Origin of the sequence: Vibrio superstes, assembly GCF_003569005.1 — a bacterium.
Classification (GTDB): Bacteria; Pseudomonadota; Gammaproteobacteria; order Enterobacterales; family Vibrionaceae; genus Vibrio; species Vibrio superstes.
Map to the genome: position 1 here is coordinate 361275 of NZ_BCUR01000004.1, position 15252 is coordinate 376526.

Below are 15252 nucleotides of genomic sequence, written 5' to 3' on the forward strand. Positions count from 1 at the left end.
CTTTTTTTATTTAACGCTATTAAAAACAGATAGTTAAGAATCATGAGTCATATGGCTGTGCTTTTTTGTGATTTTTGTTAATGAAATGTGGTTTTTGCGTGGACAGTAGTAGGTCAAAAACGGTATGGTGGGCAAGTTATCCCACGCCTGCTATGGCCTGTGTGGGGACATAGTTGAATTGTTATTGAGGCACTTAAACGCGTTCAGTAATGATAAGGATACTTTTAGGCTACGAATAAGCCCTAGCTATGTAAAACCTAGCGGATAAGTGGACCAAACCTATTCGCAATTGGTAAGGAGAGATTTAATGAAAATGTTATCTGGCGCAGAAATGATCGTCCAGTCATTGATCGAAGAAGAAGTAGAGCAGATCTTTGGCTATCCCGGCGGTTCGGTTCTCGACATCTACGATGCCCTTCACGCAAAGACTGATAAGATCAAGCACGTCTTAGTACGCCATGAACAAGCAGCAACGCATATGGCCGATGGTTATGCCCGCTCAACAGGTAAGCCTGGCGTAGTGCTTGTGTGTTCTGGTCCTGGTGCGACGAATACCGTTACTGGTATTGCGACAGCGTATATGGATTCGATCCCAATGATCGTCATTTCAGGAAACGTGCCAAATAGCCTGATTGGTAATGATGCGTTTCAAGAGTGTGACATTGTCGGTGTATCGCGCCCGATCGTTAAACATAGCTTTTTAGTAAAGCGTGCTGAAGATATTGCCGAAACGGTTAAAAAAGCATTTTTCATCGCTTCGACTGGTCGTCCCGGCCCTGTGGTTATTGATGTGCCGAAAGATGTCATGAATCCTCAGATTAAACTCCCTTACGAGTATCCTGAATCTATCAAAATGCGCTCTTACAACCCAACCACATCTGGACATAAGGGGCAGATCAAAAAGGCGTTGAAGGCGCTTTTAGAGGCGAAAAAGCCTGTACTGTATGTCGGTGGTGGTGCGGTTATCTCAGAATCAGACCAATATCTAATTAGTTTGTCTGAGAAACTGAACTTGCCAGTGGTAAGTACTCTTATGGGCTTAGGTGCTTTCCCTGGAATGCACAGCAACTCTTTGGGTATGCTGGGCATGCACGGCACTTACGAAGCCAACATGGCGATGCATAATGCGGATCTTATTTTTGGTGTGGGTGTACGATTTGATGACCGTACCACCAATAACCTAGAGAAGTACTGCCCTGACGCTAAGATTATCCATGTGGATATTGACCCGTCTTCAGTCTCTAAGAATGTTCGAGCAGACCTACCGATTGTGGGTTCTGCCGATAAGGTTCTTGAGTGCATGGTGTCACTGCTGGAAAATCAAAACAGTGACAACGATAAAGAAGCTTTGGATCATTGGTGGAGTGAGATTGCGACTTGGCGCGAGCGTCAATGTTTAGCTTACGAAAAATCGCCAGACAAAATTAAACCGCAGCAGGTTATTGAAACGCTACACAAACTGACAGATGGTGATGCCTATGTTGCTTCTGACGTAGGTCAACATCAGATGTTTGCGGCGCTTTACTACCCATTTAAACAGTCTCGCCGTTGGATTAACTCGGGCGGTCTAGGCACTATGGGCTTTGGTCTTCCTGCGGGAATGGGGGTTAAGTTCGCACACCCTGAAGAAGAAGTAGTGGTTGTGACTGGTGATGGCAGTATTCAAATGAATATTCAAGAGCTGTCTACGGCGCTCCAATACGGCATTCCAGTTAAAATCATTAACCTAAACAACCGCTTCCTAGGAATGGTTAAGCAGTGGCAAGATATCATCTACGAAGGACGCCACTCAAATTCCTACATGACTTCTGTACCTGATTTCGCAGCCATTGCTGAGGCTTATGGGCATGTTGGTATTCGTATTTCCTCGCCAGACGAGCTCGAATCAGGCCTGCAAAAAGCATTAGATATGAAAGATCGCTTGGTATTTGTCGATATCAGCGTAGATGAAACCGAGCACGTGTATCCAATGCAAGTCAAAGGCGAAGGCATGGACAATATGTGGCTAAGCAAGACGGAGAGAACCTAACTATGAGACATATCATTTCTCTACTAATGGAAAACCAACCAGGTTCACTGTCTCGAGTAGTGGGTCTGTTCTCACAGCGTGGCTATAACATTGAATCTCTGACGGTATCACCAACAGACGATGAGACCCTTTCACGTCTGAATATCACAACAGAAACCAATGAACTGCAACTAGAGCAAATTCAGAAGCAACTGCACAAGTTGATTGATGTACTCAAGGTGCAAGAAGTGACTGAGTTTGACCACATTGAGCGTGAGCTTATGATGGTGAAACTAAAGGCATCGGGGTTTGCTCGTGCTGAGGTGAAGCGAACCGCTGATATCTTCCGTGGTCAGATTGTTGATGTCACCGCCTCTCAGTACACAGTGCAACTGGCGGGCACGAGTGAGAAGCTCGATGCCTTCATTCAAGCGGTATCTGAAATTACCGATGTGATTGAGGTGGCTCGAAGCGGAGTCGTGGGTATTGCTCGTGGTGAAAGAGCGCTGAAAGCATAGTTTTCATTTCAGGTGTATTGAAAAGCGGTCGCTTACTTAGTGGGTTTGTATCTAGATTAAGCTACTGAAAAATTGGAACTTTGTGCTTGTTGTTAAAGTCATCTCTGTCACAGGGATGGCTTTTTTAATGCCTAGAACTTTGAGTTAGTGCAAATAGTATGATTATTGTGATTGCGTGGTGCTTTTTTGAACGATACACTGCGCCCAGTTTGAATGAACACAGCATCGCTGAGTGGGATAGGGATAGCGCAACTCTGTGATCATATCGAGGCGAAGTATGTTAAAGAATGCATTTGTAAGATTAGTAGTTGGTGGTTTATTGATGATGGCAGTGACATTTAACGCTGTTTACTTTTTACCACTAGTGTTGTTGATGAACACACATAGAAGTGAATTGTTCTCCTACTAAAACTTACTAAGAAATAGACATAAAAAAAGAGAGCCGATTGGCTCTCTTTTTTGTATCTGTATCGAACTACAAATTATAGTACGTGTACAGATGCAGTGTTAGTAGTACCTGAAGCAACTAGAGCGCCAGAAACCATAACTACGATGTCGCCTTTCTTACCAAAACCAGCTTCTAGAACGTATTCTTTACCGTTTTTGTAGAAATCATCAGTGCTGTTGATTGACTCAACAAGAACTGGACGAACACCCTTAGAAAGAACTAGCTGTGCAGCAGTCTTAGGGTTAGTAGTTAGAGCAACGATGCTTGCAGTTGGGAAGTACTTACGTACAGAACGTGCAGACTTGCCGCCTTCAGTAGCAACGATGATTAGTGGAGCAGCTAGCTTCTCAGCTGTGTCTACTGCGCCTTTACATACTGCTTCAGTGATGCGTAGACGTGGGCTGTCAAGACGAGAACCTAGTTCTGCTTTTAGCGCGCTGTCAGTACGGTTAGCGATTTGAGCCATGATAGCTACTGATTCTACTGGGTACTTACCTTTAGCAGTTTCACCAGAAAGCATTACTGCGTCAGTACCATCCATGATTGCGTTTGCAACGTCACCCGCTTCAGCGCGAGTTGGACGTGGGTTGCTGATCATAGAATCAAGCATTTGAGTTGCAGTGATAACAACTTTACGTGCACGGTTACACTTCTCGATCATCATCTTCTGAGCGAAGATTACTTCTTCAGCTGGGATCTCAACACCTAGGTCGCCACGAGCAACCATGATGCCGTCAGAAGCTTCAAGGATAGCGTCAAAGTTATCAACACCTTCTTGGTTCTCGATCTTAGAGATGATGTGGATGTTTTCGCCACCGTTGGCGTTTAGAAGCTCACGGATTTCTTTAACGTCTTCTTCTTTACGGATGAAAGAAGCAGCAACGAAATCAACGCCTTGCTCACAACCGAACTTAAGGTCAGCTTTATCTTTCTCAGAAAGAGCAGGAAGTTGAACAGAAACGCCAGGAAGGTTAACACCTTTGTTTTCGCCTAGTGCGCCGTTGTTAAGAACTTTACACTTAACTTCAGTTTCAGAAGTTGAGATAACTTCCATTTCGATTAGACCGTCGTCTACTAGGATAGTGTTACCAGCAGTTAGGTCGTTTGCGAAACCAGTGTAAGTTACAGCAACGATGTCTTTGTTACCAACTACAGAAGCATCTGTAGTGAAAGTGAATTCTTGACCAGCTACTAGATCAACGTCGTTGCCGTCTTCTAGTTTGATTGTACGGATTTCTGGACCTTTAGTGTCTAGAAGGATAGCTAGTTGCTTGCCTACTTTAGACATAACTTCGCGGTAGTTTTCGATACGCGCAGCGTGCTCTTCAAAGTTACCGTGAGAGAAGTTCAGGCGCATTACGTTCATGCCTGCATTTACTAGTTCAGTTAGCTTCTCTACAGATTCAGTTTTAGGGCCAATCGTACATACGATTTTGGTCTTTTTCATGGAAAATACTCTCCGGTAAGTATTACGTAAGTTTAAATAGGGTACTGGCGGCCATATTACTTCATTTGTAATTAAATTACAAAATTTACAGCGAGTCGTTAATTTGTGACTCAAAAAGCATTTATTGGCAACCACGACGACCAATCACACATTATTAGTCAATTTAAGACCGATAATTGGATTATTTTTCGTCTAATCCGCCGTTAAAGTCTGAATGGACGCTTTAGTCAATCAGGCACTACCGGCAAAAATTCTGTAATAAAGTTTCTTTCTGGTGTCGGATTCTAACACCGAACTTAATGAAGTTCACGATTTAGAATTGTCTTAGAACAAGGTTTTAGCGCAAAATTATTATTTTTAACATTGAAATAAATCCACAGGGCTAAAACTAGGCCGGATCAGGTCTCGGCGGTGTTGTTGTTATCTAAATTTGCTCTTTCGGAACGTGTTATATTCTTCGGTTATTGACTGATAGATCATCTGAAACGTTCAAAGAGGAATTGAGATGTTGAAACTGGGAGTTATAGGCTCAAACTGGATTACAGAGCGCTTTATAGATGCAGCAAAGGCAAGCGACTCATTTACATTACAGGCTGTCTATTCAAGGAAGATAGATAACGCGAAGCTGTTTGCCCAAAAACATCAAGCAAGTGATTACTTTGACTCGCTAGAAGCACTTGCCAACAGCAATGTTGATGCTATCTATATTGCCAGCCCCAATTCATTACACTCCCCCCAAGCGATCCAAATGATGAAAGCAGGTAAACACGTTATTGTGGAGAAACCTATTGCTTCAAACTTTGCACTGGCGCAAGAGATGTATCAGGTCGCAGAAGAGCAAGGTGTCATCCTCTTTGAAGCATACATGTCTAGCTATCTTCCCAACTTCGATATTGTTAGGCAGTCTATCCCCAAGTTAGGGAAGCTTCGTAAGGCGAATATTAATTACTGCCAGTATTCTTCTCGCTATCAAAAGTACTTGAATGGAGAGAACCCTAATACCTTCAATCCTGCATTCTCCAATGGATCTATTATGGATATCGGTTTCTATTGTATTGCGGCCTGCGTTGAACTCTTTGGTGAGCCTCAATCTATAAAAGCACATGCAGCTTTGCTGGAATCTGGTGTCGACGGCCATGGCAGTGTCATCCTTAACTATGGGGATTTTGATGCGGTGGTTACCCATTCCAAGGTGAATGATTCTTACCTGCCTTGCGAAGTACAAGGAGAGGATGCCGCGCTGCAAATTGACATGATTTCTTTGTGCCAAAGCGTGGAATGGCATCAAAGGGGGCAGTCGCCTAGGTCTATTGCAGTAGAGCAACACGCTAACCCTATGTACTACGAAGCCAAAGCCTTTGCCAAAGCCATAAAAAGTGGGCGAATTCACTCAGTAGACAAACAAAGAGCCTTGATAACTTCAAAGGTCATTACTGAGATTCGAGCGCAAACAGGGGTGGTTTTTCCTGCCGATCAGTAATTCAACAAGCCGAGATATCGATAAATTTCAGAGTTTTACGCCTAGATGACGGTTGGTAGCGGTTTCTTGGTTTATTCTTAGGGCTGAGCAAATACCTGTGGGACAGCATCTTATATGCGAACTAAAAATAAACGCTTCGACCTCAATTTACTAAGAGTCTTTGTGATTGCTTATCGCAGCCAGTCTGTCACTAAGGCTGCAGATGAGCTAGACATGACACAATCAGCGGTCAGTAATGCATTAGCTCGCTTAAAAGAGAATGCCGGGCAGGAGTTATTTTCTCGAACGGGTAGGGGAATAAAGCCAACTCGTTTTGCGCAGGATCTTTATGAAAGACTATCAACGCCTTTATTAGATATAGAGGCATGTTTGTTTGGGCTAGAAAGTTTCGATCCTGCTCAAAGCAAACGCTCATTTGTTGTTTATGTGCATGAGGGCCTTATCTATACCTTGCAGCGAGCTTTAGTGGAATCTTCAATGCCAGCAGGCATAGATGTGATCACCAAAGAGTTACCAGCTACAGAAGAAGAGATCTATGACGATCTAAGTAATGAAAAGGTGGATCTTGTTATTGATGTTGTGAAGCCGACATCTCGAACGTATGCGAGTCAGCCTTTAACGAAAAGTAGAATTTGTTGTGTGGTGCGAAAGGGCCATTCTAGGCTCAGTAATAGCTCGATCAGTAAAGATCAGTATTTAAGTGAAAAGCATGCAATATTCAACCTACGAAGAAGAAACTTACCCTTTGTAGGGTGGATAGTGGATGAGGTGTTGCCGCAAAGAGCTGTCTACTCCCAACACTCTTCGTTAATGGGGATGATGAGCGCAATATCTTTTAGCGATGCAGTTGCGACGGTCCCTCATCACCTTGCCTTGCAGTATCAAGACACCTTTGATCTTCAGGTAATGGATTTTCCTTTTGATGTTGATACCTATCAATCCTATCTGGTATGGAATAGCAGAATGAATCAAAACAAGGCAAACCTGTGGCTTCGTGATCTCATATCTGACTTGATTGGTAAGGATTAGCACTTGGGTGTTAAATCATAACCAGATTGCTCGCATTAGTGGGCAAATACAGGATGCCTATTTCTGAGGCTTGTTGTGCAGTAAGTTGCTTGCTCACTATGGCATTGAGAACATCGATATCCACTATGATAGATTCCTCGCTATTTCCTTGAGGAACCTCATGCTGTCTGATCTTGATGCCCTTATCTGAGCTAATGATCTTGTAGTAATGGCCCTTACTCGATTCGAATAGGAACCACTCACCTTTATCTTGCGAGCTTAATTGTTGCTGTAGTTGAAACATTAGCATCATCATTCTTTGCTCATAATTGGCGTTATGAGTAGCCTTTAATTTCTCTGACTCAATCGCTCTAGCTGTGGCGAGTTGAATGCTGAATGTTTTTTTGGGCACCTTATAAAGGACTCCGCTTCCAATCCCATCCATAACGCAAGCCGAAGCAATCGAAGGCAACAGCAATAACACGCTTAGGAGTGATGAGGTTATTCTCTTGAAAAAACGGGTCATATAAAGCTCCAGATACAAAGACATTAAGCACTTCCATGTGCTGATAGCTTATCGGGATAAGCTTGCCTCCAAGGACTTTAGCCAACGCGTGTTATTATTCGATTATCGATTAATTGGTGATTCACCTGATGTTGAGTAGCCAACACTGTATTTAGAGTGATCTTGTGGCTCGATCACATTGAAATACATCTCAAAATTATCAAGATAGCCAGTGAGCTCTCCCAGTTTATCTAAGCTACCTTCGGCCTCAATATCACCTGATTTAATCAGCTCTTGCATCGTTGCTTGCTGCGTTAGCAATTGATTGAATACCGAGCGTGACATGGCGAGCGTAAAGTGTGGTTGAATCACATCGTAACCCTCGATGGAACTCATTCGCCCATTCTTCACCTCGATGGCAAACTTTTCCTTCTCATCATTGATGATTAGGTTTGCACGCATCTCAAAGTTATCTTGTGCTGCCTGTGGTCCATTTAAGCGCACCCCCATGTAGTTCAAGAAGTCAGACGTAGGCATGTTTTGAATCATATCTGCTGATGCTGTTTTGGTAGAGGCTCCTTTTACAATGCCTCGACGAAGTTCATCAGCGCCGACGAGGAACACGTTTCGCTCGCCAGATGATTCGCTTTGATAGCCTAGTTGCTCAAGACAATCAGCTTGTAGGTATCGAGCTTGTTTGTTTTCAGGCTGAGCAAAAACCACCTTATTCACGATCTCGGCACACCAACGATAATCGCCTCTTTCAAAGGCTCGGCTGCCTGCAGATAGGATGTTGTCTGCACCAAAGTCTTCGACATAACGTTTAGCTGACTCAGTGGTATTATGAGGAATTAAGCTCGCAGGGTTCATATCAAAATAGCCCAGATATTTATTCAGTACGGCCTTAGCGTTACGATGGTATGAGCCATGATAGCCTCGCAGATACCATTCACTGGCCAATGTTTCTGGAACCTTAAACTCATCCTGAATATCATTGATATTCACACCATGGTTAGCTAGGCGCAGAGACTCGTCATGCAGGTAACCATACATATCACGTTGCTTTTCAAGAAACTCGACCACATTCTCATTGCCCCAACGAGGCCAACTGTGCGATGCAATCAATACATCTGATTGATGCCCAAACTCATAGAGAGCTTCATTGATGACATCAGCCCATTGCAGGGAGTCACGCACGAATGCACCGCGTAGGGTGTACAGGTTGTGCAGTCCACCTACCGTCGTCTCTGCCCCCCAATAGGTTTTATACTCTGGGATATAGGTGTTCATCTCTGACGGTGCTTCAGTTTCTGGGGCGTTTTGCATGACTAAATCTAGGCCATCTACCGTAACGGTTTGAATGTCTTCCTTAACCTCTAAGGTAGGAATAATTAAAGACAACTCCCCCGAGGCGACCGACTTTCCGATAGCAGCATCAACTTGGCCCTGAGCCCCTTTTTCGAGAGACGTACCGTATTGATAAAGCACACGGCGAGCCATTGCGGTCCCTGCGAGTACGTTCTCAGAGATAGAGTGTTTGGTAAATCCGCGCGGAGCGATAATGTCCACCTCACCCGAATCCACCTGTTGCTGTGTGACTATACCTTTCACTCCACCAAAGTGGTCTGCATGTGAATGAGAATACACGACCGCTTTGATGGGCAGGTTTGCATCCTTTACATGCTTTTTGAATAGCTCATAAGCTGCCGCTGCCGTCTCTGGAATGGTCAAAGGATCGAATACGATCCAACCATTTTCTGAGCGTACGAAGGTGATATTGGCAAGGTCATAACCGCGTACTTGATAGACACCATCACGAACCCTATACAGGCCATGTTTCATATTCAATACAGCTTGGCGCTGCATACTAGGGTGGATAGAATCGAAGTCCTTGCCTTGTAGCAAAAAGTCATAACTGCCAAGCTCCCACGCGACTTTAGTGCCATCTTTGCTCATGATTTTCAGATTGTCTTCGCGAGCAATAAATCCTTTATCTGCCAATTCAAAATCCTTGTTATTGGCAAAGTTGAGTTGTGCACGAAGTGAGTTGTTAAACTCCGACGTATAGGCTGTTGGACTTTTTGATTCAGCATTGAACGTTGGAATAGCTTGATTGGCAAACGTACAAGTTGCCGATAGACAGCTGACAATGGCTAAAGATAAAGGAAGATATTTGGCTTTCATAATTTCTCTCTTGGGTGGACTTCTCTCCGACGGCAACTAGGTTAAGAGAATATGAAATTCAAAACATCGCACTAAAGTCCTTATCAGATATTTTTAAAATAAATATCAATTGAAGGCTATGATAGCCAGCTAGTATCCAACGGATTGTAGTTTTAGCCTATATAGAAGCGTTAAGATATTTCCACATGAAATATCAGATTTAGTGCTTGGGTGGTTTTTTGAATGACTGATCTTGGTTAAATTGTCAGCGTTCCAAACAATACACACTTATGAGGTCTACTATGGCAATTCGCACAAAATCAACGCTACTTCTATTGGTTGCTTCTTTATTCACGGTGACCGGTTGCGCATCAAACGAGGCGATGGACGCCGAGAATAAGAATGCGGGTCGTAACCGTGGTGCAATTGGTGGTGCATTGATTGGTGTGACTGCCGGTGCGCTGACTGGTGACGCGAGCCTAGCTGCTAAAGGTGCAGCTGCGGGTGCTGTTGCTGGGGGTGTTGCGGGTTCAATGAAAGACGTAGACGATGCCCGAGCAAAAGATCGTTCTGAGATACAAGCAGATGGCCTTAAACAAGATAACCGTTCGGATTCAGAAAAGCGCCTAGCTGAGCTAGAGGCTGAGGTCAAAATCAAAGAGTTAGAGGCGAGGTTGGCAGAGATGGAGCTAGAAGAGAAAGCTGAAAAAACAGAGCGTGAATCTGACAGCTAAACGGCGTTCGATCTTTTAGTCTGCCTTGTTCTGAATTTATTTATCTCAAACCTCACACAGGCTTGAGATTTTTTTTATTGGTTCATAATTATCTAAGTTGTTCCTCTTTCCCTTATATAGCCCCAAATTTGATCTCTATCACCTTTGGCGAATAAAGCCTCTAAAAGTTAAGTTGCATGGCACGTAATGGGCATTCGACCTAGGTTGAATTGCGTAGTATTCGGTCAACATTTTTTCAGATTCAATTGGCTAAGATTTAATAAAAGCTAGTGTCTCTGATTCCAAGTGCAAATCTCTGTAGAGGGTATTTGTGCTTCAACTACGCAGTGATGATCGGGCTAGGGTTATGTACAAAAAACACAAGAAAAAACTGTTAATAGTCATTGGGATTATTGGCTTTGTGGCACTCGCTATGTTTCTAGGGCTGGCGTTTACCGTTCACGGCAATGATATTCCCCTCGACTACTGGAGCAATGTTTCGCCCTTAAAAGCAAAGTTGTTTGATAAGCCTGTGTTTATGGGTTTTTTAGCGGCAATGACCATTTTGACTTTAGCCTTGGCATGCTGGGGATACTGGGTTGTTCATTCACTCCCTAAAAAGCATTCAGAGCATACGGGACAAGTAAAACTTGTTTTTTGGCTGTGTATGTTGGGCTTCTTTTGGGGGTGGTTATGGATTGCTGCGATTCTTATTGTAGTGACTGATTGGTCGAAGATCGCCAATGTAATGAAAGGGAGAATCGCATAATGAAAGAGCTTCTCTATCCTTATATTTTTATTTGTTGGATCTTAATAAAAACCAAGCTAGTTAAACCAACCAAATCAAACTATGCCATCATGATCTTTATTGGTGTCGTGATGAACGTTGCAGTGTACTTTGCACACCGACACTACTCTCCAGTCGATCTCACCAATAGTGCGGTTGTTCGAGCGCAATCAGCGATTCTAAGTCCCGCCACTGAGTCGGTGGAGGAGTACTTTATTACTCACAATGACAAGGTGAAGAAAGGGCAGATACTTTACACCTTGGTCGATAATAATGAGGAAAATCGTTTAGTTGACCTCAAGGCTCAATTGGCGATGTCTGATAATTCAGCGGAACTAAAGGCTAAGCTCAAGACCATTGATATCTCAAGTGAGCTTGAGGCGAGGAAATCTCAGGTTGAACTGCGAATCTCTCAAACGGAGCGAGATATTCAGCGCATGAAGTCGACTACCGACGCATACTCTCCACGTGATATCGAAAATGCAGAAAATCTAGCTCAGGAACAAAGGCTAGAGCTCTTAGTATTGCAAGCCAAGATCGACCAAATTGAATTCCAGAAACAAGAAATTAGAGCTCAGATTACTAACATTAAACACCAACAAGCTTCTATCGAGGCTCAGATTGAACAAGTGAAGTTTGAGAAAGAACGCTTGGTTGTACGAGCGCCTTTTGATGGCATGGTGACTCGTTTGGATACGGCAGCAGGTTCTCGTTTTGGTAATATCCAAATCTGGAATACCGAGACTAAGATTTTAGAGATGAGGGTGCCAGATCAGCTTTGGTCTAAGATTGAAAAGGGCATGTTTGCTGAATTTTATGTGGACGCTTACCCCGGGCATATATTTAGAGGGCGGGTACATTCCTTTACAGGGGCTACCGGTGAAGCTCAAGGCTCTCACTTCAGCGGTGAGACCACGGTATCTCAACAAATTATCCGCAACTCACGTAATATTGGCCGTACCATTTTAATTGAGTTTGAAGAACCAAAGGGTATTGATATCCCCATTGGTGCTCGAGGATCTGCGTGGGTCAGTGCCAGTAAACCATTTGAATTGCTTGGACCTATTGATATGTTAGGTGGTGCCACACTGCGGTTGTCTGCAATCAAGAGTTACTTAGGGACTTTTTAAATCCTTAGGTACCAGATTAAGCCGAGCTTTTGCTCGGCTTTTTGCTATTCATCTAAATGGAATTTACTATCGTATTAACCAAAGGTAACCATGGATACGGTACGCAGATGTCGCTATTCCCCGAGACTGAAAATGGCTGGCAACAGGTTGAGCAGGGTCGAATATACTGGCAACCTGACTTTTTTACTTCTGATGTAAGCCGCCAACTTTTTGAGCGTCTCTATCAAACGCTCCCTTGGGAGCAAGGCTCGATAAAAATGTATGGGAAATCAATTCCCCAGCCCAGACTGCATGCGTTTTGTGGTGATGTGCCTTATCGATATTCTGGATTAACCTTACAACCCTCAGCATGGACCAAAGAGTTATCTCAAATTAAACAGTTGGTTGAAGAGGCTGCAGGGCAGAGCTTCAATACTGTGTTGGTGAATCTATATCGAGATGGACAGGATTCTATGGGGTGGCACAAAGATAATGAAAAAGAGTTGGGCACTCATCCTATGATTGCTTCGGTCAGTTTTGGTGCGACGCGCAGATTTGTATTGCGGCACTGCCAAAGTAAAACAAAATTAGAATTTCTACTCAAGGAAGGGGCGTTGCTAATTATGGCAGGAGAGCTTCAGGAGTATTGGCAACATAGTGTGCCTAAAACGACAAAAATCTCACAATCTCGAATTAATCTTACCTTTCGCAATGTGATAGGCTAATGCGCATATTTATCAGAAATGGAAAGCAGCATGCAGCAAGCACACACTTACCCGATTGGAACACCAGGTCAAAAATGGACTGAGAAAGAAGTTCTTGAATGGCGTGATAGTCGTAAGATCTTGCGCTCTTATCAGCAAGAAGTGGTTTCTAAAATGGAAGAAGTTGGTGAAGACTTCGAGCGTATTCAATACGGTGAGCTTGGTTATCCGTCTGGACCGTACCCTTTGTTTGGCTTCAAATCTAAGGCATGGGATCAGAGCAAACCAACGGTACTTGTCACTGGCGGTGTGCATGGTTATGAGACCAGTGGTGTGCAAGGAGCGCTGTTGTTTCTTAAAGAAACGGCATCACAGTATCTAGAGCATTTCAATTTAGTGGTTGCGCCTTGTGTTTCTCCTTGGGGCTATGAAATCATTAATCGTTGGAATCCAGACGCGATAGATCCAAACCGCTCTTTTGTTGCAAATAGTCTTGCGCCTGAGTCAGCCTTAGTGATGCAATTTGTTGGTGATATGGGTGTGGAAATCTTTGCTCATATCGACCTACACGAGACAACAAATAGCGATGAAGAAGAATTTCGTCCAGCCTTGGCTGCTCGAGATGGATTAGAGTATTTTGAAGGGTCTATTCCTGATGGTTTCTATACTGTGGGTGACACTGAAAACCCATGTGAAGAGATGCAGACAGCCATTATTGCTTCCGTGGAAAAAGTCACTCATATTGCTCCTGCAGACCCAGATGGCACCATCATTGGGTCACAAGTGGTGCAGCATGGCGTAATTAACTACCCGCTAGAAAAGCTGGGCTTATGCGCTGGCTTTAGCAAGGCTAAATACACCACGACAACCGAAGTGTATCCAGACAGTGCCAAAGCGACAGCTGAGGAGTGTAACCGCGCTCAAGTAGCGGCGATTACCGGAATGTTAGATTTTCTTAAAGCGCTTTAATTGACGTTAAGAGGTGGCGGCGACCGCGTCGGAAATAGCCACCTCTTTATTGGTCAGGGCTTGGATATCCTTCCATAGCATTGGGGCTACGATCATTGTCAACGCAAGGTTTGACAATGGCACGGCTACCCAGACTCCTTCAACACCGAACCATTGAGGAACAAAGAAAAGAAACGGCAATTGCACCAGCATGTTGCCCACAGAAACGAACATCGCCTTTCCTGCTTTGCCCACCGCCATAAAGTACACCGAAGCCAAGAATAAGAATCCATCTAGAAATAAAGCCGCTAGGTGCAGTCGCATTCCCGTAACAGTGGTGGCTATTAAATCGGCATTTGAATCCGAGAACCAAAAGATAAAGAACTCAGGAAACAGATTCAATAGCACAACTGTTGCAACACCGGATATCAATACTACCTTAAGTGCTAAAGCAACGGTTCCCTTGATGCGACTATAACGCTTTTCTCCAAAATCGTAGCTCACGGGAGGCTGCATGCCTGATGCGATGCCCTCAGCAAATAAATAGTACATAGTCGCTATATAGCCGATGATGGCAAAGGCACCGACATGAACCTCAGTGCCGTAGTGCATCAACAAGCGGTTGTGCAGCGCGATAACAAATGAGAAATAAGCAAACATCAGCATGCTAGACGCGCCTAACTGACAGATACGAAATGCTTTTTGAAAGTCAAACGCCAGGCTTGTTAAGCGAATCTCGGCTTTATTAGAGACAAAATAAACAAGGCCAAGCACAGTCACGACTAGTTGTGATATTGCCGTAGCAATGGCTGCTCCTTGCAGTCCTTGATCAAGAACGCCTATGTACAGGTAGTCCAAGATTATATTGAGTACAGCACCAATGATGGTTAATACCGTAGCCACCTTTGGGCTGTTGTCGTTGCGGACAAGCATTGGGATAACAGTGGCTGAAATCGCCATAGGTGCACTGTAAGCAAAGATACTGATGTAATTGAAACCGTGAGTAAGTGACTCACCCGCTGCGCCCTGCAGTACCAATAGGTCTCGCCCCCATACACCAATAATTGGCATAGAGATGAGGGAGAACAGGACAGTTAAGGCAATGGCGGTTTGTAAAACATTGGTCGCTTGCTGAGGCTGTTTCTCACCGCGATACATGGAAACAAGGCTTCCTGCCCCCATACCCACGAGGATGCCAAATCCCATAATGGTAGCAATGATAGGCCATGCCATATTGATACCAGCAAGACCTGAATAGCCCACATAATGACCAACAAAAATACCGTCAATGATTTGATACAAGCCACTGATCAGCATTGCCGTTACAGAAGGTATGGCAAAGCGCCAGAATACTTGGCTAACTGATTCGTCTTGTTTTATCGCTTCGGTGGTCATGCTTTTCTATTAGGCTGAA

The 15252-nt window shown here is 44.0% G+C and carries 13 protein-coding genes; 9 read left to right on the plus strand and 4 right to left on the minus strand.

The features are described 5' to 3' along the window. The first annotated feature begins 307 nt into the window (after positions 1-307). Together D5I41_RS09710 and ilvN are read left to right on the plus strand one after the other, a co-directional pair. Entirely contained in the window at positions 308-2029 is a 1722-nt protein-coding gene (locus D5I41_RS09710) for an acetolactate synthase 3 large subunit (RefSeq protein WP_119009623.1), read from the plus strand. A gap of 2 nt (positions 2030-2031) precedes the next feature. Then, a complete protein-coding gene (gene ilvN / locus D5I41_RS09715) occupies positions 2032-2526 on the plus strand; it encodes an acetolactate synthase small subunit (protein WP_026012667.1) in 495 nt (164 codons plus the stop codon). Between the two features lie 482 nt (positions 2527-3008). Here the strand turns inward: ilvN and pykF are convergent, their stop codons facing one another. After that, complete coding sequence (pykF, locus tag D5I41_RS09720; RefSeq protein WP_119009624.1) at positions 3009-4421, minus strand: pyruvate kinase PykF; 1413 nt, start codon at positions 4419-4421, stop codon at positions 3009-3011. 505 nt (positions 4422-4926) lie between these two features. On the opposite strand from pykF, the gene D5I41_RS09725 reads away from it, so the two are divergent. Both D5I41_RS09725 and D5I41_RS09730 read left to right on the plus strand, forming a co-directional pair. Further along, complete coding sequence (locus D5I41_RS09725; protein WP_119009625.1) at positions 4927-5901, plus strand: Gfo/Idh/MocA family protein; 975 nt, start codon at positions 4927-4929, stop codon at positions 5899-5901. Between the two features lie 114 nt (positions 5902-6015). Then, the gene (locus tag D5I41_RS09730; RefSeq protein ID WP_119009626.1) at positions 6016-6930 is read left to right on the plus strand and encodes a LysR family transcriptional regulator; all 915 of its coding nucleotides are present in this window, start codon (positions 6016-6018) and stop codon (positions 6928-6930) included. 10 nt (positions 6931-6940) lie between these two features. Here the strand turns inward: D5I41_RS09730 and D5I41_RS09735 are convergent, their stop codons facing one another. Continuing rightward, positions 6941-7435 carry a hypothetical protein gene (locus D5I41_RS09735; protein ID WP_119011489.1) on the minus strand — a complete coding sequence of 165 codons (495 nt, stop codon included), beginning with the start codon at positions 7433-7435 and terminating at the stop codon, positions 6941-6943. A 102-nt stretch (positions 7436-7537) separates the two neighbouring features. Next, a complete protein-coding gene (locus tag D5I41_RS09740) occupies positions 7538-9598 on the minus strand; it encodes an alkyl/aryl-sulfatase (protein WP_119009627.1) in 2061 nt (686 codons plus the stop codon). A 281-nt stretch (positions 9599-9879) separates the two neighbouring features. Here D5I41_RS09740 and D5I41_RS09745 point away from each other — a divergent pair, with 281 nt between their 5' ends. The 5 genes from D5I41_RS09745 to D5I41_RS09765 all read left to right on the plus strand — a co-directional run bounded on the left by D5I41_RS09745 (position 9880) and on the right by D5I41_RS09765 (position 13859). Continuing rightward, positions 9880-10311, plus strand: coding sequence for a YMGG-like glycine zipper-containing protein (locus D5I41_RS09745; RefSeq protein WP_119009628.1), 432 nt, complete (start codon positions 9880-9882; stop codon positions 10309-10311). 346 nt (positions 10312-10657) lie between these two features. Next, positions 10658-11059, plus strand: a complete 402-nt coding sequence (locus D5I41_RS09750; protein WP_147094822.1) for a hypothetical protein — start codon at positions 10658-10660, stop codon at positions 11057-11059. Further along, entirely contained in the window at positions 11059-12207 is a 1149-nt protein-coding gene (locus tag D5I41_RS09755) for an HlyD family secretion protein (protein ID WP_119009630.1), read from the plus strand. The genes D5I41_RS09750 and D5I41_RS09755 overlap by 1 nt, the downstream gene beginning before the upstream one ends. Positions 12208-12314: 107 nt before the next feature. Next, on the plus strand, positions 12315-12911 hold the full coding sequence (locus D5I41_RS09760) for an alpha-ketoglutarate-dependent dioxygenase AlkB family protein (protein WP_119009631.1): 597 nt from the start codon (positions 12315-12317) through the stop codon (positions 12909-12911). 30 nt (positions 12912-12941) lie between these two features. Next, the gene (locus D5I41_RS09765; RefSeq protein ID WP_119009632.1) at positions 12942-13859 is read left to right on the plus strand and encodes a M14 family metallopeptidase; all 918 of its coding nucleotides are present in this window, start codon (positions 12942-12944) and stop codon (positions 13857-13859) included. Between the two features lie 6 nt (positions 13860-13865). On the opposite strand, the gene D5I41_RS09770 is transcribed toward D5I41_RS09765, so the two are convergent. Continuing rightward, positions 13866-15233 carry an MATE family efflux transporter gene (locus tag D5I41_RS09770; RefSeq protein WP_119009633.1) on the minus strand — a complete coding sequence of 456 codons (1368 nt, stop codon included), beginning with the start codon at positions 15231-15233 and terminating at the stop codon, positions 13866-13868. Between the last annotated feature and the right edge of the window lie 19 nt (positions 15234-15252).